This window comes from Flavobacterium sp. GW823-FHT04A11, assembly GCF_058796535.1.
The window spans coordinates 4,334,117-4,359,591 of sequence record NZ_CM179503.1 but is presented as its reverse complement, the minus strand read 5'-3'; the positions used below and the strand labels follow the sequence as shown (position 1 = coordinate 4,359,591).

The 25,475-nt window shown below is 33.6% G+C and carries 14 protein-coding genes; 13 read left to right on the top strand and 1 reads right to left on the bottom strand.

Annotated features, from left to right (window positions below; genetic code table 11):
* The first annotated feature begins 7 nt into the window (after nucleotides 1-7).
* The 13 genes from AC3QL1_RS18800 (at nucleotide 8) to AC3QL1_RS18740 (ending at nucleotide 24,465) form a co-directional block, all read left to right on the top strand.
* Nucleotides 8-4,672 carry an amino acid adenylation domain-containing protein gene (locus AC3QL1_RS18800; RefSeq protein ID WP_492493671.1) on the top strand — a complete coding sequence of 1,555 codons (4,665 nt, stop codon included), beginning with the start codon at nucleotides 8-10 and terminating at the stop codon, nucleotides 4,670-4,672.
* A gap of 19 nt (nucleotides 4,673-4,691) precedes the next feature.
* Nucleotides 4,692-7,082: a TonB-dependent receptor domain-containing protein gene (locus tag AC3QL1_RS18795; RefSeq protein ID WP_492493670.1), complete on the top strand. Its 2,391-nt coding sequence runs from the start codon at nucleotides 4,692-4,694 to the stop codon at nucleotides 7,080-7,082.
* Nucleotides 7,083-7,093: 11 nt separating this feature from the next.
* On the top strand, nucleotides 7,094-7,834 hold the full coding sequence (locus tag AC3QL1_RS18790) for a thioesterase II family protein (RefSeq protein WP_492493669.1): 741 nt from the start codon (nucleotides 7,094-7,096) through the stop codon (nucleotides 7,832-7,834).
* 97 nt (nucleotides 7,835-7,931) lie between these two features.
* Complete coding sequence (locus AC3QL1_RS18785; protein WP_492493668.1) at nucleotides 7,932-9,566, top strand: cyclic peptide export ABC transporter; 1,635 nt, start codon at nucleotides 7,932-7,934, stop codon at nucleotides 9,564-9,566.
* A gap of 82 nt (nucleotides 9,567-9,648) precedes the next feature.
* Nucleotides 9,649-14,091, top strand: coding sequence for an amino acid adenylation domain-containing protein (locus AC3QL1_RS18780; protein ID WP_492493667.1), 4,443 nt, complete (start codon nucleotides 9,649-9,651; stop codon nucleotides 14,089-14,091).
* Between the two features lie 30 nt (nucleotides 14,092-14,121).
* The gene (locus AC3QL1_RS18775; protein WP_492493666.1) at nucleotides 14,122-16,062 is read left to right on the top strand and encodes an alpha/beta fold hydrolase; all 1,941 of its coding nucleotides are present in this window, start codon (nucleotides 14,122-14,124) and stop codon (nucleotides 16,060-16,062) included.
* Nucleotides 16,063-16,108: 46 nt separating this feature from the next.
* The gene (locus AC3QL1_RS18770; RefSeq protein ID WP_492493665.1) at nucleotides 16,109-17,491 is read left to right on the top strand and encodes a hypothetical protein; all 1,383 of its coding nucleotides are present in this window, start codon (nucleotides 16,109-16,111) and stop codon (nucleotides 17,489-17,491) included.
* 15 nt (nucleotides 17,492-17,506) lie between these two features.
* Nucleotides 17,507-18,163 carry a 4'-phosphopantetheinyl transferase family protein gene (locus AC3QL1_RS18765; RefSeq protein ID WP_492493664.1) on the top strand — a complete coding sequence of 219 codons (657 nt, stop codon included), beginning with the start codon at nucleotides 17,507-17,509 and terminating at the stop codon, nucleotides 18,161-18,163.
* Nucleotides 18,164-18,386: 223 nt separating this feature from the next.
* Nucleotides 18,387-19,019, top strand: coding sequence for a nitroreductase family protein (locus AC3QL1_RS18760; RefSeq protein ID WP_492493663.1), 633 nt, complete (start codon nucleotides 18,387-18,389; stop codon nucleotides 19,017-19,019).
* Between the two features lie 195 nt (nucleotides 19,020-19,214).
* Nucleotides 19,215-20,120 carry a helix-turn-helix domain-containing protein gene (locus AC3QL1_RS18755; protein ID WP_492493662.1) on the top strand — a complete coding sequence of 302 codons (906 nt, stop codon included), beginning with the start codon at nucleotides 19,215-19,217 and terminating at the stop codon, nucleotides 20,118-20,120.
* A 76-nt stretch (nucleotides 20,121-20,196) separates the two neighbouring features.
* Nucleotides 20,197-21,033 carry an SDR family NAD(P)-dependent oxidoreductase gene (locus tag AC3QL1_RS18750; RefSeq protein WP_492493661.1) on the top strand — a complete coding sequence of 279 codons (837 nt, stop codon included), beginning with the start codon at nucleotides 20,197-20,199 and terminating at the stop codon, nucleotides 21,031-21,033.
* A gap of 263 nt (nucleotides 21,034-21,296) precedes the next feature.
* Nucleotides 21,297-23,309, top strand: a complete 2,013-nt coding sequence (locus tag AC3QL1_RS18745) for a M13 family metallopeptidase (RefSeq protein WP_492493660.1) — start codon at nucleotides 21,297-21,299, stop codon at nucleotides 23,307-23,309.
* A 229-nt stretch (nucleotides 23,310-23,538) separates the two neighbouring features.
* Nucleotides 23,539-24,465, top strand: coding sequence for an AraC family transcriptional regulator (locus tag AC3QL1_RS18740; protein WP_492493659.1), 927 nt, complete (start codon nucleotides 23,539-23,541; stop codon nucleotides 24,463-24,465).
* 25 nt (nucleotides 24,466-24,490) lie between these two features.
* On the opposite strand, the gene AC3QL1_RS18735 is transcribed toward AC3QL1_RS18740, so the two are convergent.
* On the bottom strand, nucleotides 24,491-25,456 hold the full coding sequence (locus AC3QL1_RS18735; RefSeq protein WP_492493658.1) for an AraC family transcriptional regulator: 966 nt from the start codon (nucleotides 25,454-25,456) through the stop codon (nucleotides 24,491-24,493).
* Nucleotides 25,457-25,475 lie beyond the last annotated feature (19 nt).

Genomic DNA, 25,475 nt, shown 5'->3' with positions numbered 1-25,475 from the left:
ATTTAACATGGCACATTCAATCAAAACCTTATTAGGCATATTAAGAGAGAACGATATTTATCTTAAAGTAAATCATAAACAGGAACTGGAAATTACGGTAAAACAAGGAAAAATTCCGGCTGAACTTGTTCAACAAATAAAAGAACATAAAAATGATATTATAGCCTATTTTGAATCGTCTGAAGATAATTTTACAGGAAAAATAGAAAAATCTCAGCCATCAGACAGCTATGTAACATCATCAGCACAAAAATCATTATGGATTGTAAGCCAGGATGAAATCGCTTCTGTTGCCTACAATATTCCTTCATATAAATTATTTGAAGGAGTGAAAGATATTGCAATTCTGAATAAAGCTGTTGAGGCAGTAATTGAAAGACATGAAATTTTAAGAACTGTTTTTAAAAATGATGAAAACGGACAAGTAAGACAGTTTATTTTAGATCGAAAAGATTTAAACTTAAACATTGATTATCTTGATTTTAGAAATGATAAAAACGGACAAACAGCTGCATTAAAGTATATTCAGGAAGATTCTTTTAAACCATTTGATTTAGAAAAAGGCCCTTTGTTACGAATTGCCATTTTACAGATTACCAATGAGAATTTTTATTTTTATTATAATCTGCATCACATTATAAGCGATGGCTGGTCTAATGATATTTTAGAAAAAGAAGTTCTGGCTATTTACAGCTCGTATCTTCAGGGTGTTTCACCTAATTTGCCGGAACTGGAAACCCAATATAAAGATTATGCCGTTTGGGAAAACTCTTTGTTTGAGAGTGGAAAAATGGATCGTTTCAAAAAATTCTGGACTGAAAAACTAGCAGGAGAAATACCGGGAATCAATCTGCCAACACACAAGCAAAGACCAAAAATAAAAACCTATAACGGTCATCAGTTTCAGGGTTATATAGCTAAAAATGATGTTTCTAATTTAAAAGCTGCTTTTCAAAAAGAAGGCGGGACTTTGTTTATGTCTATTTTGGCAGTATTAAAAATAGCACTGTTTAAGTACACCAACGAAAGAGATATCACTATTGGATTTCCGATTGTTAATCGCGATCAATTTAATCTGCAAAACCAAATTGGATATTATATAAAACCTTTGGCATTAAGAGATTATATTGATAAGAAAGATACTTTTAAGCTGTTTTACCAAAAAGTAAAAGAAAATACTTTTGCCGCTTTTAACAATAAGGAATATCCTTTTCAGATGCTGGTAAATGATTTGCAGATTGAGTATAATCCTGCCAGAAGTCCGCTGTTTGATATTTCGCTTACCTTTCATAATATTTCTTCGTCAGATAATTTTAGTGAAAGCTTTGATGTTGATGCCATCAATGATTTGGGAGAAAGCAAAACCAAACAAGACATCGAGTTTCATTTTCAGGAAATCGGAGACTATTTATCTTTTATGGTAAATTTTAATACAGATGTCTATGAAGCTGAGGTGATTATTCAGTTCATGAAACATTTTAAGCAACTATTGCATGCGCTTGCCCATAATCCGGATGTTTTAATTGATGATATAACATATTTAAATCAGGAAGAAAAATTCAATTTAATATATGGATTTAATGATACTTCCGTTGCTTATCCAAAAGAAGCTACTTTAGTTAGTTTATTTCAGCAGCAAGTTAAAAACACACCGGAAACCATTGCCCTGGTATTCGAGGATAAAAAAATCACGTATACCGAACTTGATTTGCTTTCAGACCGTCTGGCTTATAAACTGGTCACAGATTATAACATTCAAACAGGAGATTTTATAGGCATACAGCTCAATAGAAGCGAATGGTCTATAATTTCTATTCTTGCAGTCTTAAAAGCAGGAGCAGTATATGTTCCTATTGATGCGCAATTGCCTCTGGACAGAAAAGAATTTATTTTTAAGGATGCCGATTTAAAATTATTAATCACAGAAACCTTATTTCTGTTTGATGTTAATTTTTACGATGGTACTATTTTTTCTATAGACGTTGAATTTGACGAAACAGAAGAAGTTTTGTTTGAGCAGCAAAAAATAGCTCCACAAGATATTGCTTATGTAATTTATACTTCCGGGTCTACAGGAAATCCAAAAGGAGTTATCATAGAACACGCCGGAATAGTTAATACAATATTATCGCAGATTGATATTTTTGGACTTAAAGATTGTCAAAACAGTCTGCAATTTGCCTCGTTTTCTTTTGATGCTTCAATTTCAGAAATATTCATAACGCTGTTATCAGGCTGCAGTTTATATGTTTTAAATGATGAAACCAGAATGGATGTTAAACTGTTCGAAAAATATATCATAAAAAACAAAATTGATATTGCGACGCTAAGTCCGGCTTACTTTAAATTATTAGACATCAATAGTCTGAAAGATTTAAAAGTATTGATTACCGCAGGCGAATCTGCCGTTTATGATAAAGTAGCCGAATATTTAAAATACGGAACTTTTTATAATGCATACGGACCAACAGAAACAAGTATTTGTGCAACAATCCAAAAAATGGAAAAAGGAAGCAGTTTAAAATCTACCTCAATTTCTATTGGTAAACCTATCGCAAATACGACGGTTTATATTTTAGATGATTTGTTATCTCCGTCATTAATAGGTGTTACGGGAGAAATTTACATTGCAGGATCCGGTTTAGCCAAAGGATATTTAAACCGTCCGGATTTAACTTCGGATAAATTTATTCCAAATCCGTTCAAAGAAGGAGAATTAATGTACCGTTCCGGAGATTTAGGAAGATGGTTAGCCAACGGTGCAATTGAATTTATAGAAAGAGTTGACGATCAGGTAAAAATTCGAGGCCACAGAATAGAACTGGGAGAAATAGAAAACAGGATTAATGCCCTTGAAGGCGTTAGCCATTCTGTTGTTACAGTAAAAGAAAAAGAAGGCGAAAAATCACTTGTTGCCTATTATGTTTTGAATAGCCCGCTGGACAAAAAAATCATACAAGCTGCTTTGCGCAAAGTATTGCCGGATTATATGTTGCCGGCTTATTATATAGAAATCAATACAATACCGCTAAATATAAGTGGAAAAGTAGATAAAAAAGCATTGCCGGATGTTAGGGAAGAAGACCTTATAAAAACAGAATATGTACCAGCCGAAACAGCGCAGGAAAAGAAATTAATTGCCATTTGGGAAGAAATTTTAAAATGCGAATCAATAGGAATAAAAGACAATTTTTATAGCCTTGGCGGTGATTCCATAAAAGCAATATCTATTATTTCGCGTTTAAAACAGCAAGGATATCCTTTAAAAATAGAATATATCTTAAAAAATCCCGTTGTAGAAGATTTGGCGAAATTAATGGTTGAAGAAACTTCATCAACTAAAAATGAGTTTAGCGTTTCATCCAAAGAAAAAAATTGGGAAACAGGCGACGTGATTGCCTTGTCGCCTAACCAAAAGAGATTTTATAAAATGAAATACTCGGCGGTTAGTTTCAGTTTTACAATGCCTTATTTTAATGTGTATCAATTTGAAGAAGCGTTCAGGGGATTCTTATCTCATTTTCCAAATCTTACCATAAGATATGAAGAAAATGAAGGGGCAATTTTTCAACGTTATATAAGTGCCGGTGAAACTAAAATTAAAGTTTTGGTAAACAAGGCAGAAACAAACGATGAAAAAGAAATTTACCGCACCGGAAAGGAATTTTTGCTGGAACAGCCGTTTGATTTGCTTCACGGAGAATTAATCAGGGCTTTTGTTGTTCCTGATGTTAGCAAACTCAAAGCTACAATTGTTGTGGCGTTACACCATTCTCTTGCAGATGCTTACACAACAGATATACTTTTAAAACAAGCCGTGGCTTATTTTGAAGAAGGTACATCGATCAGTAAATACCATCATCCGTTTGAGTTTATTGCGTTGCAGCAGCTGTATTTGCATTCTGAAGAAGCGTTAGAAAAAAGAATGGACTTAGTTGAAAACTTAGAAGATCAACTGCTTCATGATCATGTTGCGCAAGAAATTGAAAGAGAATATTTTATCGAGCAGGAAATAATAATTTCAGGAACAGAATTCAGCAAGATAAAAGAGTTTAGCAGTGATTTAAATCTTCCGGTCAGTAGTATTTTTAATGTATTTTTTCTGATGATCCTGAACAAAGCAGGTAAAGAAGATAAAAAGTTATACCAAATTTTTGTCAACGGCAGAGAACAGGAAATAAAAGGACTTCAAACAGAAAAAATACTCGGGGTAATTGATAATGTTTTGATTACCAATTACTATGATAATAATTTTAACCTAAGCGCAGAATTTATCAGAAACAACTATTTACAGTATTTAAATGACAGAATAGACCAGACAATTCCTTATGAAACCATACGAGAAGATTTTAGGAATTCTTCAGGGATAGATCTGGATGGAAATATTATTGGATTCCTGAATTTTCTAATTTCTGACACAGAAATCAATAATGTAGATTTCAGAGAAAAAAGCAGCATAAAGGAAACCAAAACTGATATAGGATATAATTTAAGTTTGGTTTGTAATCTTTTCTCAAACGGAATTACGCTAAAGTTAGTTTCTAAAAAACATTTTTATGAAGAAAACAAAAATGTTTTATCGCTTGAAAAATATAAGGAAGAATTTTTAGGCTTTATCAGTGAGAATCAAAATCAGAATATCAATACAGCAGATCAGCATAATAAATTATAAAAGTCGTAGCAAATCAAACATGAAAAATATCATCATAACAATACTATTAATTATAAGCCCATTTTTTTGCATCGGACAAATAAAAATAAGTGGTAAGGTCAAGGACGAAAAAGCCGTACTCGCATTTGTAGATATTGTTCTAACGAATAGTAAAAATCAAATAGTAAAACAAACGCTTACAAATACCAATGGCGATTTTGAATTGGATGCCAAAGCCGGATCATATACTTTGACGGTAAGCCATAGTAATTATTCGGGTTTTGTAAAAAAGATCGATTTAACAGAATCAACGGTTTTAGAACCAATCGTATTAGAAGAAAAAACGACTTCATTAAACGAAGTCGTAATTAGCAATTCTCCAACAAAAATTAGAAGAGAAATCGATAAAACAGTTGTAAACATTGATCGCAGCCCAATTACAAGTACCGGAAATATTTTTGAAGCCTTAGGAAAAACTCCGGGTCTGGTCGTTAGAAATGATCAGATTTCGATGTTGGGGAAAAGTGGTGTCATGATCTCTATAGATGGCCGAATGGTACAGCTTTCAGGAGAAGATTTAAGTAATTTTTTAAAATCATTGCCGGCAAGTGATATCAAGGAAGTGGAAGTAATTACGAATCCTTCGGCAAAATATGAAGCACAGGGAAACAGCGGGGTTATCAATATAATCTATAAAAAAATCAAGAAAGATACCTGGAGCGATAATATTTCATTAGTAGAAAATCAGGCAAAATACGGATGGAGAACCTTTAGAAATAACTTTAGCTATCAAAAAGATAAATTAAGTTTTTTAGTAAGCGGCGTATACAATTCGGGATCGTTTTACAGAGAAGAAAGAACCACGATTGATTTTGTCGACAGTCCGTTAAAATTAATAAGTAAATCTAAAGAACAAAAAAATGATTTTTCTACACGATTAGTGCTTGATTACGACTTAACTAAAAACACAAAAGTGGGAGTACAATATTTGCGTATGGTGGTTATTCCGAATACGGTTGATGCTGTTAAAACGGATTTTTATGATAGGAATCAGCAAATAACAAATTATCTGATAGGAGATGTGGATACAAAGGATAATAAAAACAACTCGATTTTTAATTTCTTTATCGATCAGAAGTTAGACACTTTGGGAAAAAAGATTGTTTTTAATTTTGATATTCTGGATTATAAAACAGAAAGAGAAAGCAATATTTTGTCTAATAATTATGATCCTGCCGGAAATTTTTTAAACGTAGATTTTGCCAACTTGGGTAATTCTTTTCAGAATGTTAGCAATTACAGCGCAAAAATTGATGTAGAATTTCCAATAGAATGGGTGAAACTTTCTTATGGCGGTAAAGCCAGTTTTAGTAAAACCAATTATCAGTTGTATAACTACAATACCATTACCGGAACACCGGTTTTGAATCCTTTACAATCCAATCAGTTTGATTTTGATGAAAATATCCAGTCGGTTTATGTAAACGGTTCTAAAAAATTCAATGACAGATGGGAAGCACAATTAGGATTACGATCTGAATATACCCAGACAAAAGGAGTTTCTCTAGAAGCAATTCCGCCGGAATATGAAAATAAATACGCAAAATTATTCCCGACATTTTATCTGTCATTTGCCCAAAATGAGAACAATTCTTATATCTTAAATTATGGCAAAAGAATCAACAGACCAGGTTACAGACAATTAAATCCGGCGCGTTATTTTATTAATAGTCAGGTATCATCAATTGGTAATCCTTATTTATTGCCTTCTTACAGCAATAACATTGAAGTATCTCATACTTACAAAAATAATTTAACAACCAAACTTTCATTTAGTGCAACAACCAATTCATACAGTGTAATTCCGGAGGTAAATAAAGTAACAAATGAGCAGACAATTGTATTCAAAAACTTCTTTAACGAGTATAATTATTCGTTGACAGAAAGTTATCAATGGGATTTTACAGACTGGCTAAAAACAGACAGTAATATCTTTATCAATTATAGTACTGCCAAGAAAACAGATCCGGCTGTAGATGTAGAGCTGCTAAATGGTTTTGAATATCGCATACAAATCAATAATGTTATCAACTTCAATAAATCAAAATCTATTGTGGGCGAAGTCAATTTTTGGTATGATTCGGCTTATAACAATGCCTTGTTTCGTTATTCATCATCAAGTTCATTAGATATGGCGGTTTCGTTTAAGTCACTGATAGAAAAAATGAATCTGACTTTAGGCGTAAATGACTTATTCAATTCGAGTCCGAGTTATGCCTATTCAAAAGTAAATGGTATTAACCAAAGCTTTATTTCTTATCCGAGTAATCGCTATTTCAAAATCTCATTGTCTTATAGTTTAGGAAACGACAAAGTATCTAAAAAAGACAGAAATTTTGGTAACGAAGAAATAAGAAGACGAAGCAATTAAACATAAAAAGTATGGAAAATAAAGTAGATAAATTTCAGCTGTTTTTGCTTCATTTTGCAGGAGGAAGTTCGTATTCTTTTGATTTTCTAAAGAAATATTTTGATGAAAGTATCGAATTTATTGCACTTGAATTACCGGGCAGAGGGAAAAGATTTGACGAGCCATTATTAAAATCATCGCAAAAAGCAATCGATGATTATTGCAGGCAAATCACGAGTTTAAACAACGGATCTCCGTTTGTAATTTACGGTCACAGCATGGGAGCTTCATTAGGATTACGCGTAGCAGCAAAACTGGAAGAAGCCGGTTATTATCCAAAACGATTGGTTGTTTCCGGAAATGCGGGTCCGGGTGTGCAAAAAAAGGAAAACGTGATACGCTATTTATTAGATGATTTTGAGTTTAAGGAAGAACTAAGAAAACTGGGCGGAATTCCTGAAGAAGTACTTACAAACAATATTTTGTATGACTTTTTTGCCCCAATAATGCGTGCCGATTTTGAATGCATTGAAAAGAAATCGGATATAGGCGATAATCAGAAAAACATTCTGGTGCAAACACCAATATACGCCATGATGGGATCTGAAGAAGAATGTTGTGATGCCATTACAAACTGGACTTCTTTTACAACTGCCGCCTTCGAACATAAAATTTTAAAGGGAAATCACTTTTTTATTTATGACCATGTCAAGGAATTAGCAGCTGTGTTGAAAAACTCGTTTTTGACAAAAATGCACTTACAGGAAATGTAAAAAGAATATCCTTTTTTCGAATAAAATCAGCCACGAGGTCAATTTAATATATAGAGTATCAAATTTTAAAAAATCAAATTATTTAATCAAATCAACGATGTTAAAAATTAAAAAAAGACAGATAATCTATTTACTGTTATATGCCATCCCAAATACCTTATTGACATTTGCAATTGTGTATATCATTAATAATGTCATGGCTGGAAACAAAGCTTTCTTACATGGTTATATGGGAATTGTTTTTACTGCAGTTCTTGTTTACACGTACTTGCTGAATATTATTTTTCAAAAGAAACTAAATGAGTTTTCTTTTGACATGCTGTACCAAAATGAGAAAAACATTTTCAAACAAATATTGAGCGTACCCTTATTAAAACTCGAACAATATGGCTCACAGCGATTTTATACCGTTGTAGAAGATTTGCGAACGTTTTCTTTGCTTCCGTATACCGTTACGCACACCATAAATTCGTTGTTAATGCTTGTATTATGTTTGATATACATGTTTACGTTATCATTCGTTTCTGCCTTAATTGTGGTTGCTTTAATTGTGATGGTTGGTGCCTGTTATTTTATAGTAATGAATACCATGTCTAAACGTGTCAATCAGTTAAGAGAATATAATGATGGTTATTACAAATCTGTAGATGATGTGATTAGGGGATTTAAAGAATTAAAAATCAACTTTATCAGAAGGGAAAACCTAATGAACAAGTTTATTGTTCCCAACAGAGATGCCGCTATGAACCTGGATTTTAATATCAATTATGTATTTCTTTCGATCAATTTAATCAGCCAGTACGGATTGTATTTTGTTGTATCTGTTATTCTATTTGTTTTGCCGGCATTTAATTTACTTTCCAGAGAAGATGTAATTGCGTATGTCGTGATTATTCTGTTTATCTCAGGACCTATCAATAACATTATCAATTTGCAGCAATTATACACACGGTTTTTTGTCGCAAACACCAGAATATCAAAATTCATGAAAGATTTTGAAGTACCGGAAGACAATAAACCCGCAGAACAGCAAATCGAGAGCGATTTTGAATCGTTGCATTTTCAAGATATTGGTTTTGCGTATCCTAATGTCGACAGTGATTCTTTATTCAAACTTGGTCCTATCAATTTAAACATTCATAAAGGAGAAACTATTTTTATAGTAGGAGGAAACGGTTCCGGAAAAAGTACTTTTATCAATGTTCTTACCGGTTTATATCCGCCGTCTGAAGGGAAAATAACGATTAATAATTTTCAACAGGAAATTGATTCAACCAGTTTTCAGGATTTGGTTGCCGCGGTATTTACAGACAATCATTTGTTTTCTAAAAACTATGATAATTATACCTTAGAAAATAACGATCACTATTCCGGTTTATTAGAAACAATGGAATTAGACAAAGTTGTGGTTGATGATAAAGATGAATCTGTGAGACGAAAATTCTCAAAAGGTCAAAGTAAGCGTATGTCCTTGATATTTGCCTTATTAGAAAACAGGCCTATTTTAGTTCTTGATGAATGGGCTGCCGATCAGGATCCTCATTTCAGAAAATATTTTTATGAAGAACTGTTGCCTAAGTTTAAAGAAGCCGGAAAAACCATTGTTGCCGTTACCCACGATGACGCTTATTTTTATTTAGCAGACAGAATCATAAAATTTGATTACGGAACTATTGTAAAGGACATAAAAACAACTTCTAAAGAAGAACTGACAGAAAATTTTTGGGTATAGTTTTCTCGTCGGCAGTAATTTAAAAATGGCTTTAAGGCCAAGATTTGATCACTCAATTCCTTAATTTTTTAGTACTCAAAAAATGAAACTTACACTTCCTCAACAAGATATATATTTCGAGCAGCTCATGTTCCCGGAAGATCCTATTTATAATATAGGAGCCAAAATAGTAATTAACGGAACCATCGTTTATGATATTCTGAACGATGCTTATCTGGCACTTATAAACCAGCACGATACCTACAGAAGCAGCATCAATCTGTCTGAAGATGAAGTTACTATGAAAACTATTGAGAAATACGTTTCGCCATTAGAATTTGTTGATTTTTCATCCTTGCAAAATGCAGATATTGAAGCCAACAATTTTATGCAGAAAAGGTTTGAAACGCCTTTTGAATTAACTTCAGATGCTATTCTGCATAAATTTATCCTGATAAAAGTGAGCGAGAAACTGCATTATCTTTTCTCTGTTTACCATCATATTATTACAGATGGCTGGGGAACTTCCTTAATGTTTCAGCGATTGGTGAAGAATTATAATGAACTTTCTCAAGAGGGCAAAATAGTTTCAGATTATCCTTTTACATACAAAGATTTTGTTTTGGATGATGAAGAATATTCTAGATCAGAAAGTTATCAGAATGATAAAATATATTGGAAAAACAAGTTTCAGCAGCTTCCGGAAAGACTATTGGAAAAAATCAATCAAAATGATAAATCCAATCAAAGCAAACGAAAAGAAATCATCATCGGCCGATTGGTTTACAACCAAATTGAGGAAATAGCCAGGGATTTAGGCGCTACAACTTTTCATGTTATTCTGGGCATTTTATATCTTTATTTTGGAAGAAAACATCATAATAAGGATTTTGCAATAGGACTTCCTGTATTGAACAGAGGAAAATCAATCTATAAAAAAACTGTGGGTTTGTTTATGGGAGTTTCGCCTTTGCGAATCCATTTTAGCCATGATGAAAACTTTGAAGATCTGGTAAAAAATATCAAACAGCAATTACGACAAGATTACCGTCATCAGCGATTTCCTTTAGGAAAATTGATAAAAGAACTGGATTTATTTCAGGAAAAAGACAGGCTTTTTAATATCACTTTATCGTATGAAAAACAAAATTATGCAGATCATTTTCTAAATACCCAAACAAGTGTAATTCCGTTGTCGCATCATTCAGAACGTGTGGCTTTGGCGATTTATATTCGTGAATTTGATGCGCTCGAAGATGTGAAAATTGATTTTGACTATAATGTCAATTATTTCGATGAAGCCTCAATCAGTAAAGTAACAGCACATTTTGAAAACCTGCTTTCAGGAGTAATTGACAATCCAAAAGAATTACTTTCAAATTATGAATACATAACCGGTGCAGAAAAACAGACGTTGCTTTATGATTTTAATAGCACGCAATTTCCTTATCCGGAAAACGCAACGGTTGTACATCTTTTTAAAGAACAAGTACTTGAAAACCCCAATAGTATTGCAATCGTAGACGAGGAAGTATTTTATACATATCACGATTTGGATGTTTTGTCTAATAAGATCGCTTTTTATCTGCAGAGAATAACACAGCAGTCTGAAAAAGCGCCAGTTGCCGTTTTACTGAATCGTTCGGCAAATTTGGTGGCAGTTTTACTCGGTATATTAAAATCAGGAAATGCTTATATACCCTTAGATCCTTCTTTTCCAAAAGATCGTCTGGAATATATCATTCAGCATAGCGAAGTAAAACAAGTCATTTCAACTCAGGATTTAAAGCAAAATCTAAATTTAAAATCTGAAATTATAGATATCGATTCAATACTGAATGAAGAAACGATTTTAGATTCAGTTGAATTGAATGAAGCATCAGCAATTGAAACGGCTTATATTATCTATACTTCGGGATCTACGGGAAATCCAAAAGGAGTAGCGATAGGGCATAAAGCGTTAGCTAACTTCTTGATTAGCATCAAACATGAACCCAAAATAGAACATCAGGATTATTTATTTTCGGTAACGACACAATCTTTTGATATTTCGATATTGGAGTTTTTTGCGCCTTTAATTTCCGGAGCAAAATTATATGTGGCAAGTCAGGAATTGTTATCAGATCCTTTAGAAGTGGTTTTAAAAATAAAAGAAATAAAACCAACCATTATTCAGGCAACGCCAAGTTTTTTTCAGATGCTTTATAATGCAGGCTGGAAGGGAAATAAAGACATTAAAATTTTATGCGGAGGCGATTTGCTCAGCAAAACTCTTGCCGAAAAATTATTAGAATCAAACGGCGAATTGTGGAATATGTATGGCCCGACAGAAACTACAATATGGTCGAGCTGTAAAAGAATCCTTCAGGCAAATGAAGCCTCAAATATTGGACATCCCATACACAATACCCAGATTTATATCCTGGACGAATGCATGCAGCTTTTGCCTGTAGAAAGCGTAGGCGCCATTTATATTGGAGGCGACGGTCTGGCTCAGGGATATTTTAAAAACGAAGCCCTAACCCATGAAAAATTTATTCAAAGCAGTATCAATCCTGCAGAAAAAATATATGATACGGGCGATTTAGGAAAATGGAATGACAAAGGCGAAATAGAATTTCTGGGACGTAATGACAATCAGGTCAAAATACGCGGATATCGTATAGAACTGGGCGAAATAGAAACTGTTTTGAACAACCTGCAATCTGTAAAAGCAGCCGTTGTGGTCGCGCAGAAAAGTCAGGAGCAACAAGCTGTTTTAATAGCCTATCTAATTACAGAAAAAGAATCTTTTAACAGTAACATAATAATTGACTCTTTACGTGAAGTATTGCCTGAATACATGATTCCGCATGCGATAATTCCGCTGGAGGAATTTCCGTTAACGCCTAATAAAAAAGTGGATAGAAAAGCACTTTCATCCATAAAATTAGCTTCTGAAAAATTAGGAACCACGCATAAAAATCCAACAACAGAAATTGAAATCGCACTTTGCAAATATTACAAAGAATTATTGCCTATAGATACAGAAATTGGTATTACAGATAACTTTTTTGTGTTGGGCGGACATTCGTTAATTGCAGTGAAATTAATCAACAAGATCAATAAAAAACTGCATTACAGAATAACCTTAAAAGATATTTTTGATTACCCAACTATTGAAACATTATCCGGATATCTGGAAAGAAAAGAGAGAAAAGAAAATACCAAAATTATTCCTGTAGAGGATCGTGCGCATTACAATATTACTCCGGCGCAATACGGAATATGGCTCGCATCGCAACGAGAAGAAAAATCTATAGCCTATAATATGCCGGCATTATTTAAAATAAACGGTGAAATCAACAAACCGATTTTAGAAAAAGTATTTTTTGAATTGCAAAAAAAGCACGAAATACTGAGAACTAATTTTATTGAAATAGGAGGGCTTCCGTACCAGCAAATTTATACTCATGAGGAAAGACCTGTCATAATAGAAGAATTCACTTTTGAAGAAAAAGAACTCACAAACGCTATCGATTATTATGTCAATAAAGTATTTGACTTAAATAATGACGCACTATTAAGAGTTGGTTTATTTCATCAAAAAAAAGGTTCGTCTTGTCTCGTATTTTGTACACATCACATTATTATGGATGGCTGGTCGCTGGAAATCCTGATAAATGAATTTGTATCGAAGTACAAGCAAATAGCGAAAAAAGAAGATTCAAATGATTCAAGACTTGAATTTCAGTTCAGGGATTATGCGGTTTGGTATGAAAAAGAACAAAAAAGCACGCATGAAAAAAATCTAAAGTTTTGGGAAAATTACCTCAAAGGATATACATGGCAAAACAGCATTCCGGCTGATGGAAATTTATATGAAGAAGAACATGCAGGAACGCTGGAATTCACTTATAAAGCACTGACATTTTCAGACATAAATCAGTTTATCCAAAAGGAAAACATATCCTTTCACAGCTTATTGGCAGGAACTTATAGCATGCTGATGTATATCATGTACGGAAAAGAAGATTTTTGTCTGGGAACAGTTAATTCAGGCAGAACACATGCTGAATTACACCATCAATTGGGCATGTTCGTAAAAACTTTGCCGTTGCGAAATTCCATCAATTCAGACCATACTTTTGATGAGGTACTTTTAAAAACCCAGCAAAATTCGTTGCTGATTGATGAGCATCAGGATGTTCCGGAAAGCATACAAAATACATTTCGACTTGATGCATTAATGGTATTGCAAAATCAATCTTTTAGTTATAAAAATATTGAGATAGACAAAAGTTTAGAACTGCAATTAGTACCCGTTAATACAGCATACAATAGATTACCGCTTTTGATCACATTTACGGTTCACGACGATAAATTGTCCGGAACCATACATTACAATGCGGCTAATTATCAAAAAGAAACCATTGAACTGATTTGGTTAAAATACGAAAAACTACTTTCAGCAATTATCGAAAACCCGAATAAATCCCTGAACACCGCAGATCTGGAACTGGATTTTGAAAAGGAAAGAACAATCGATATCGGCTTCAATTTTTAAATTATAATAAAAAATTATATACAAAATAACATGAAATTAAAAACAACAATCATAGCGATTACTCTTTTAGCAGTAACTTTTTTAGGAAAAATAAATGCACAAAATGTTACTTTTGAAAAGAGTCCTGCTTTTCTTTCTCAATTCCAGAAATCAGATCCCAATCAGATGGTTTGGGGTTATTTGAATGTTCCTGAAACATGGGGCAGTAAAGATGGTAAAACGATAAAAATTGCGGTAACGGTTTTAAAAAACACGTCTAATATTAAAAATCCCAATGCAGTCGTTTTTTTGCAGGGCGGACCGGGCGCCAGCGGTATAGATAATATATGGTCGTGGATGGATCATCCGCTTAGAAAAAACAATGATATTGTATTGTTTGATGTTCGCGGAACAGGTTATTCCCAACCGAGACTTTCTACAGAATTAGGCAAAAAGTTTCTGGAAATCCTGGCAAAAAACCAAAGCGAACAAGAAGATGAAAAGCAAAAAGCAGCTGTTGCTATTGCCTGCAAACAAGACCTTATTAATAGAAAAATAAATATAGATTCGTATAACAGTCTTGCTGTTGCAGAAGATCTTCATGCTTTAAAATCAGCTTTAAAATATAAAAACTGGAATGTTTACGGTGTATCTTACGGAACGTATATCGCGCAGGTTTATGCCAGCACATATCCGGAAGATGTAAAGTCATTATTACTGGATTCTGCTATTTATGATATTTCCACATATTACGTAGAGAATACCTCAAACTACATGAATAGCCTTGAAAAAGTATTCGAAATTTCTAAAAAAGACAAAACAGCAAACGCACAATATCCTGATCTGGAACAAGTTTATTATGAGGTAATTGCAGATTTAGAAAAACATCCGCTTACGGTTTCGGTAGATCCGGCACTTATTGCTACAGGAAAATTTACTTATAATGCCGAAGATTTTAAAATAGCGATACAACAAGCCTTATACAATAAGCAATTAGTAGAAATTATTCCATTATTGATTTATCAGTTTCACGAACGAAAAGGAGAATCTTTAGGGAATTTGGTGAGTGCATTTTCCAGTTTATTAGGAATGGATTATGGCGTTTATTATTGCATTACCTGTAATGAAACCATACCCAATAATGATTACGCAAAGTACGAGCAAAATGCTGCAAATTTTAAAGGTTTAAACGGCGGAATTTCTTTTTATAAATCTGATTTTAAAGTTTGTAATGCCTGGAACAGCAATCGCTCTGCCGGTACAAAAAAACATTTTGACCTTTCTAATCTTTCTACAGCGACTTATCCGGTTTTGGTTTTTTCAGGCGAATTTGATCCAATTACGCCTCTTGCAAACGGAAAAAAAGTAGCAGGAAGATTTAAAAAAGCGTATTTTATTGAAGCAAATACTTATGGACATGTACCGGCTTTTACCAGAATAGGGCGTGAAGTTGCGGAAAAATTCATCAGCAATCCAAACGAAAAGCCAAATACTAAAGCTTTTAATAAAGCAACTAAATTGTCTCTTGTTTCAGGAGTGATTATCAATGAAGGGGTTTCTAAAACAGGTAAAAGTATGAGCGAGTTAGATCCGGTTTTCTTGATTCCGCTATTGATTGCTTTGGTTTTAATGCTGGTATTTATTTTTATGTATGTAATAAAACTATTTCAAAATAAATATACCACAGCGCAGGATAAAATTGTCCGTATTTTTATCACGATTACTTCTGCTTTAGGATTAGTGCTTTTGGCCTGTTTAGTTCTGGCAATAATCGAGGTTTCAAAAGAAAACTTTTTCGTTTTGGCGTTTGGATTACCGGAGAGTTTCAATTACATCTTTTCGCTAGTATTTATATTTATTGCCTTCCTGATTTTATCGTTGGTTTATTACATTTTCACCATTCAGAGAACGAATGACAGAAGCGTCATTTTTACGGTAATTTTTTCGAATATCCTGTTGGCGACCTACTTATTTTATTGGGGAATAATTTAGATTTTATCCTCTATCCATTACTAAAAAACAACTAATTATTATAAATATGAGAACAGAAGAAATTACCAAAACGTACTCAATCATTTCAGAAAAATATTCAGAATTCAAAAATAATACAGATGTTCCGGCCAGAATAAATACCAATGATGATTCAGTTCCTGATTTATTCAAACAATATATCTATGCAGTAACAGGCTGGCCAGTACTCATTAATAGTCAGGTAGCCAATGAACTGGCGACTTTATCTGTTACGATTCCTAAGTTGTTGCAGCAAATCCCATCCTTATATTTTAATGATGATAAAAAAAGAATAACCGATTTTTATTATGAAGGAGATGAAATGTCTGCAGAGTTTGCTATTATGTGTCACAAGAAAAATATAGAAACAGGCTGTCGTCTGGATTTGACGTATACAGAAGACGGATTTAAAATTTTAGAAGCCAATATAGGTTCTTCAATAGGAGGATGGCAAATTCATAGTTTTGAAAATCTGATAAGAAGACTTCATCCGGAACTAACAGAAAATGCTAGTGAGTATCAGTCAAAAAATACGCTGCAGATTTATATCAATTTCCTAATAGATCAGGTACTTAAAAAGGTACCCACTATAAAAGATACAATCAATATATTTATAGATAACGGTTTTGATGAAAGCGAATTAGAGCAGAGGTTGGCAGATGATACAAGTCTCTTGTTTTTTAATGATTTTTTGCAGCGTGAACTTGCTAAAAGAGGACTTATAGGCAAAGCTTTTTCAGGTAATTTGAATGAGTTACAGCTGGTAAATAATGATTTATGTTATAAAAATAACGTGATACATGGTATAGCAGTTTTATCTATGGAAGTTCAGGTTAATATAGCCGTATTCCGTGCATTTGTAACGGATAAAGTATATTTTCCGGATCATCTTGGACTAAAAATGATGGGAGACAAAAGAAATCTGGCTATTTTATTGGAATTAGCAAATGATGAAAAGTTTTCACCGGAAGAAAATGAAATGATCCTTAAAAATGTTCCCTGGACGGCTTTCATCGAAAATAAAAAGATACTCTTTAAAAATAAGGAATATAATCTGTTGGAATTATTGAAAAACAACAAAGACCGGTTTGTTATAAAAGTGGCCAGAGGATTTCAGGGTAAAGATGTTTTTGTTGGAAAATTCAATACAGATGAAGAATGGCAGGAAGCAATTGATCTGGCTTTGTCAACCAATGCCTTTATTGCGCAGGAATTTAGCGAATCAGTTGACTTTATGGCTCCAAACGGACAAAATAACTGGACGCCTCATAAACTTATCTGGGGATCTTTTGGTTTTGGTGATGCATACGGCGGAGTATGGGTAAGAATGTCAGAAGTAAAAACAGATGTTGGCGTTATCAATTCTGCGACCGGAGCAGTTGAGGCTATAGTATTTGAAGTTGTTGATTAGTGAAAGGGTAAAATTATGACTCAAATTCTATACGCTTACATCTCTGAAGAAAATCATAATTATCTTGTAAAGGAGTATTTGAACACTTTCCCGGCAGACTTTCAAAAAAAAGTACAATCGTTCAGGAACTGGCAGGATGCTCAATTATCACTTTTGGGGAGATTACTGTTGCGTTATGGACTTCGAAGATATGATTTTCATAACCCAAAAGAGAATATGGGATATACGTTGTATAATAAACCATTTCTGATAGATTCTCATATTAAATTCAATATCTCACATGCCGGTGAAGTTGTCGTTTGTATATTATCAGATTCTAATGAAGTGGGTATAGATGTTGAGATAGTCAATGACATAAATATTGCTGATTTTGAATCACAAATGACAACGGAAGAACTAAATCATATTAGGCAGGCAAAAAATCCGAAGAGTGCTTTTTTTAATTTTTGGACAAAAAAAGAAGCTGTCATTAAAGCAAATGGAAAAGGACTTTCTATTCCATTAAAAGACTTTCAGGTTATGGATAATACTGCCATGATAAATAATGAAAATTTCTTCCTGAAAGAAATTTATCTAAATGAAAAATATAAATGTCATGTTGCCTTTAAAAATGAAATAGATACCAATATTATCGGGCCGTACATCATTAAAGATTATAATATTAAAATTTAATCATAAAAGTTCTAATGAAAATTAGGATTGAAGTTAGAGTATCTTTTACCTGAATTTTGTGGCAAATAAATGCGCAACCACAATAAGAATTTTACATAACTTCATCCTAAAAAAATATAGAATTTCTGCTGATTGCCTTTTCTTAACTATAATTTGGGATTATAAAGAAAATGGAAACAGAGGGATTTTGTAGATTTACGTTTCATAATTAAAATTGCAAAATATGAGTTTATTAGAAGATTTAAAGTGGCGTTATGCTACAAAAAAAATGAATGGAAATGTAGTTCCACAAGAGAAAGTAGATTATATATTAGAGGCAGTAAGGCTTTCCGCATCTTCTTCCGGACTTCAGCCTTATCAGGTATTTGTGATAACTAATCCTGAACTTTTAGAAAAAATAAAAGCAGTGGCATGGAACCAAAGCCAGATTACAGACTGTTCCCATTTATTGGTTTTTGCAGCCTGGGATGGTTATTCACTGGAGAGAATAGAAAAAGTTTTTAACAGAACACTTGCCGAAAGAGGTCTTCCTGCAGATACGATGGATGATTATAAAAAAACGCTGTGGGGAATGTACGAGCCGCTTTCACAGGAATGGCATGCTAACCATGCAGCACGTCAGGCATATATTGCATTAGGAACTGCATTGGCAGCAGCAGCGGAGCAAAAAGTAGATGCAACGCCAATGGAAGGTTTCGTTGCCGAGGAAGTAGACAAACTTTTAGAACTGAAAGAAAAAGGATTGAAAAGTGCTGTAATACTCCCTCTTGGGTATAGAGACGAAGCAAATGACTGGCTTGTAAATATGAAAAAAGTCAGAACACCTAAAGAAATTTTTATTACAGAAATTAAGTAATAGCGTTATAATCTCCTGAGATATTTGAATAAAGCCTGAGCTGGAAATAATCCGGCTCAGGCTTTAATTTTTGCAGTTTTAACTAAACAATCAAGCCAATTCTGATAGCAAATCTCATTAAGATTGAAATAAACTTAAGTCAAAGCAATGATTATTCGAATATAAAGTTTGAAATTTGCAAAAAAAAGTTGACACATGGCAACATCAACAGAATCTCTCGAAGAATTTTACAGACATAAATTCAATACCTTATCACAAAATCTTACTAAGCATACTGGTCAATTTAATGTATTTAGAATTGAGGATCGTATTGCTGCAAATACAACATCTTCAACTTATATTCGCAGGGATTTTTTTAAAATTATGCTCTTTCGAGGGAATAATGTATTTCATTACGGGGACAGGAGTATTGCCATTAAAGGTAATACTTTGCTGTTCTTTAATCCGAAGGTTCCTTATACTTATGAGGTATTGGAGCCAGATACGAAAGGATGTTTCTGTGTCTTTAAAGAAGAATTTTTTCAGGAGAGTTTCCGTATTAATTTAAATGAATTACCGCTTTTTTCGGTGGGATCATATCCGGTTTTTGAACTCAATGATAAAGAATATACTGAGATCAGTGCAATTTTTGAAAAGATTATTGCAACTATTGAAAAAGACTATATTTATAAGTATGAGTTAATTAAAAGCTATGTCAGCGAATTGATTTTTCTGGCCTTGCAGCTGCATCCCGCTGATGATCTTTTTCGGCATATTGATGCAGGATCCCGAATTACAGCGGTGTTTACTGAACTTTTGGAAAGACAATTTCCGATTGAATCAACAGGGCAGCGTTTTGAGTTAAGATCTCCAAAAGTAGTAGCTGAAAGGCTGTCCGTACATGTTAATTATCTGAATCGGGCGATTAAAAAAACAACTGGGCGCACGACTACAGATCATATTTTTACAAGGCTTGCGACTGAAGCAAAAGCATTGTTGAAATATACCAATTGGAGCATTGCCGAGATTAGCTATGCCCTAGGGTTTGAGGATCAGGCACATTTCAATAACTTTTTCAAAAAACAAACTAACAGCAGTCCGTCATTATTTAGGAAGGTTTGAATTTGACAAAAAATGGTGCTGTTTTAGCAAAATGATGCTAATTTCCTGCTTTAACTTTGTCTCAAAATAAAAAATTATGAGCACAATTAAAGTTTGGTACATAACGGGAGCATCTAAAGGAATGGGATTTTCACTGACAAAAAAACTTCTATCCTTAGGTCACAGCGTTGCAGCTACCTCAAGATCGGTGAATGTATTTGAACAATTTTCAGAATATGGCGACAGATTCCTTGAATTAAATGTGGATTTAAAAAGTGAGCAATCTATTGAGTTGTCATTTAAAAAGACAATTGAAAAGTTTGGAAAGGTAGATGTAATTGTAAATAATGCAGGTTATGGTTTAGGAGGTGCATTGGAAGAACTCACTTCTGACGAAATAAACGAAAATTTTGAAGTAAACTTTTTTGCTGCTGTACGGGTTGTTCAGAAAGCTTTACCTTATCTGAGAGCACAGCATTCTGGTCACATTATTAATATTTCGTCAATAGCGGGTTTTGCCCCGGGGATGGGATGGTCAATGTATTGTGCTGCAAAATTTGCCTTAAGTGGTTTATCAGAAGCGCTCGCAAATGATTTAAAGCCACTTGGAATACATGTCACGAATGTTTTGCCGGGATGGTTCAGAACAAGTTTTGCAAAACCTGATTCTATTGCTTACAACAAAAAACAGCTGCAGGAATATGATTATCTGCGTGAATATCATGAAAAAATGAACAATATGGACGGAATCCAACTTGGAAATCCGGATCTGGTTGCGGATGCTTTTTTAAAGGTAGTATTGAGTCAAAATCCCCCAGTCAATTTGTTTTTAGGAAGTGATGCTTTTAACAGGGCAAAAAGTAAAATTCAGCAATTAAATAAAGAAATGTCAGACTGGGAAGCGGTGTCTGTATCGACAGATTTTTCACAATAGAAAGTACAAAATATGTAAATTTTCTAAACTGACTTGAGGACTTAAAAACAACCTTGCTTAGAATTACTAAACAAGGTTGTTTTTTTGATTTAATGTTTCATTGTAAATGTTGGTTTTTAACAATAACAATAAAATAGATAAATTTTAGATTTAAAAACCGAATTCGTATATTGTTCTGCTAAATTTGGCTATGCCAGGAATACATTTTAAAACATCGGCTTTCAAACATTTTTCAGTTCATTTTAATAGAAATAGTTCAGATTATGAAAAATTCATTACTGCTCTTAATAGGATTCTTAGCTTTTACAGCGTGCTCAAAACATCAGGAAAAAAAAGAAATTGTTATCACTGGAATAGATGCCACATTAAAACCCGGTGATGATTTTTTTAAATATGTAAACGGCAAATGGTATGACTCTGTGTCAATACCTCCATCTCAAGCCGGAGTTGGCTCGTATATGTTTATGAATTTTCCACAACGAATTCGTCTGCAGGGAATATTGGACAGTCTTTCGCAAAGCAAGAATTCAGACGGGAGTATAGCACAAAAGGTAGGAGACTTTTATGCATCAGGTATGGATACTGTAACTATTGACAAACGCGGTTTTACACCGATCAAACCCCTGCTTTCCAAAATTGATGCCATTAGCGATTTGCCGTCCTTAATGAACTTTGTAGTGAATGAGGCAAAAGTAAACAATCCTTCTATTATAGCTTTTGGAGTGTCGCCCGATGAGAAAAACAGCAGTATAAACATTGCTCAAATTTATCAAACGGGTATTGGTTTGCCTGACAGGGACTACTATTTCAAATCAGATGCACCAACTGTTGCAATACAAGAGGCGTACAAAAAATACCTTACTACATTATTCCAACAAACAGGCAGTAATGCGATAGAGGCTAAAAAAAATGCTAATTTAGTTTACGATATTGACAAACAACTCGCCGTTTCGCATAAAACAAAAGTTGAACTTCGCGATGTACAGGCAAATTATAATAAAATAGCTGTTTCGGATCTCTCTAAAAGACACCCCAACATAGACTGGACTACTTTTTTAAATAAGTTAGGCGCTCAAACCGATTCTATTAATGTTGGTCAGCCTGCCTATTATGATGCCCTTAATAAGCTTTTAAAAACCGTTCCTATTGCTAATTGGAAAATTTATCTCAAAGCAAATTCTATAGAAAGATATGCAGATGATTTAAGTAAACCTTTTGGCGATGCCTTATTTGAGTACACTAAAGTACTTTCTGGTCAGGCTGTTCAAAAATCACGTGGCGAAAAAATGGCGAATGTTCTTGATATTTACTTGGGCGAAGCGTTGGGTGAATTGTATGTAAAGAAATATTTTTCTGAAGATGCCAAAAAACGTATGTTAACTCTCGTGAATAATCTGCAAAAAGCCTATGCCAAGAGAATTGACAAATTAGAATGGATGAGCCAAAGCACGAAAGAAAAAGCGAAAGAAAAATTGGCAGCGATGACGAAGAAAATAGGATATCCGGATAAATGGAGAGACTATAGCAATGTAAATATAGCCAGAGGTACTTATTTTGAGAATATGGTTTCGGCCGCTACAGCTGTATATCAATTTCAATTGAAAAAATTGGGCAAACCAGTTGATAAATCAGAATGGTATACAACAGTTCCAACCGTTACAGCATATAATAATCCTACGGCAAATGAAATTGTTTTTCCTGCAGGTATTTTACAACCCCCATATTTTGATAATGATGCAGATGATGCACTTAACTATGGCGGTATCGGAATGGTTATAGGTCATGAAATAACGCATACTTTTGATGATCAGGGTGCCCAATATGACAAGGACGGGAACTTAAAAAACTGGTGGACAAAAGAGGATTATGCAAAGTTTAAGTCCAAAATACAACAGGTCATCAATTTGTACAGCACCTATACTGTATTAGATAATTTACATATTAACGGTGCAATGACAGTTGGCGAAAATACGGCGGATATTGCCGGAATAGCAGTTGCCTATGATGCTTTTAAAATGACCCAACAAGGACAAGGAAATACAAAAATTGGCGGTTTTACTCCAGACCAGCGCTTTTTTATTTCCATAGCTAAAATATGGAGAGTAAAAATGAAAGACGAGTTCCTGCGTTTGTGGATTAATAATAATCCGCATTCTCCACCAAATTGGCGTGTAAATGGTCCTTTGATGAATACAACACCTTTTTACGAAGCATTTAATGTACAATCTGGAGATAAAATGTTCTTGCCTAAGAAAGACAGAATAACAATTTGGTAACTTAAAAAAGAGAACTATTCAATATGCTGAGCAAGCTATTTTATGGGAGAAAGAACGTTTAATATTTTACTGAAATAGTATTTAGCAAGCGGTTGCGTGCAATTATAAAAATTGTACCTATTTTTACTAAATTTGTTTGAATAACCAATGTAATAATTACGAATTTAAGTAATCTGAAATGAAACCAGAACTAACGTCCTTAAAGAAGTTTAGACATATATTGGCCTTTATGAATCTCCCTGTCTTTTCTTATATTGACAGTGATGATTTTGCCATTATAAAACTACATGATATGGGATTAAAAATGCCGTATCTTACTCCAATCTTTAGACCGGATTATTATACTTTAACGATCATTCAAGGAGGAAAAGGGACTTTTGTTGTAGGCGATCATATTTATGAACTGGGTCCCCAACATGTTTTTATGAAACAGCCGGATGTTTATTTCTCAAGTGGATGGACAGAAGGTCCCGTTGGATATAGCATTTCATTTACAAATTGTTTTTTTGAGAAATATTTTCCGCATGGTATTGATGATATTCCTTTTAAGAATAATACAAATGCATTTAATTACTTTCTGGATCAAAAACATTTCAGCAAATTTGAGGAAATCTGCGAGCAAATTTATGACGAAGCGATTTCTGTTTCAAATTGCAAATATGAGATGATTTCTAATCTTCTTATTAATATTTTATTACTGATACAACAACATCAGAATACAATTAAATTGGAAGTTCAGGACGAAAAAAACGCCGCGATTGTCACATCATTTTTAAAAAATATAGATCAGAATTTCAATATGCTGATTTCCGGTGAAAGTACGGCTATACTCAGGACTAAAGAACATGCTAAGTTGCTAAGTCTTACGGAAACTTATCTTTCTAAAGTGGTTAGTAAAACTTCAGGCAAAACAATCAATCAATGGATTAATGACAGGCTCATTGATGAAATCAGCTATCTACTAAAAAATTCCGATAAACCAATTCCTGAAATTTCAGAAATGTTTGCTTTTAGTGACCCTAAATATTTTTATACCTTTTTTAAAAAGAATACTAACACTACGCCGAGTTCAGTAAGAAAAGATTTTAATGCATCTGATTCTGATCGTGCTCATGTATATCGTGGCAACGTTGTAAACATTCGTCCAACCTGGTAATTTCAGAAGTCTTAGAAAGCTGTTTTTAATCAATATTTTTTTTGCGATAGTTAGCTGGTGACAAACCGGTATGTTTTTTAAAAAAAATACTGAAGTAAGACAAATAGGAGAATCCCAGCATGTAAGCAATCTCTTTTAAAGATAATCGGGGATCTTCGATAAGAATTTTTGCTGCGCTCAGGGTTTTTTCCGCTATCAGTTGTCCGCCTGTTTTTCCGGTTTTTTCCTTTAAAACACTAGAGAGATAATTTTCATGAAGTTGCTGCATTTCTGCATAATCTTTTATGTACAATGTTCTTTGTACTTTTCCTTTTAGCAATTGATCATAATGATATTCAAGATTTTGGAAAAAATCGGTTACGATATCCGGATTTTTCGTTTCCGGATTATGAATCATGTAACCTTCCCAATATTCTTGTTTTATTTTCAGCAAAAACCGCGTCAATAAATTGGCGCAAATATGGTTTTTCAAAGGCGAATCATTAATAAGTTCATCAACAATCAGCAAAACAATTTTTTTTAGTTCCTGTTGAAATGCTTCGGAGGTTTTTAATGGAATTTGTCTTTCAAAAAGCAAAAACGGAAATGTTTTATAAATAGATATACCGGCATATTTCGAGATAAAATTCTCAGTAAAAAGTATTCCGTAAGACTCATTCATAACATCCCAGGTTAACTGCTGAAGTTCGCCGGGTTTATTGACAAATAACATTCCCGGTTTGATATTAAACGGCAGCTTATCTACTATAATTTTTCCGTAAGCATCCAGAACAAAGCCCACTGAGAAAAATGTCGTGTAAAACGGAGGTGTTACAAAAGGAAGCTGATCATCCGGATGAAGTACTTTGGAATTGACAAAGGAGAATTCAGCATCTCCTAAGTGGCCATGAGACATATCGACGCGGTCTAGATCTACGTATGACAAATCCTGCCCCATTATTTTTACGGTATCAAAGAAATCTGTGAATTTAATTTTCTTACTATTTTCCATTTTCAAAATATTTCAGATA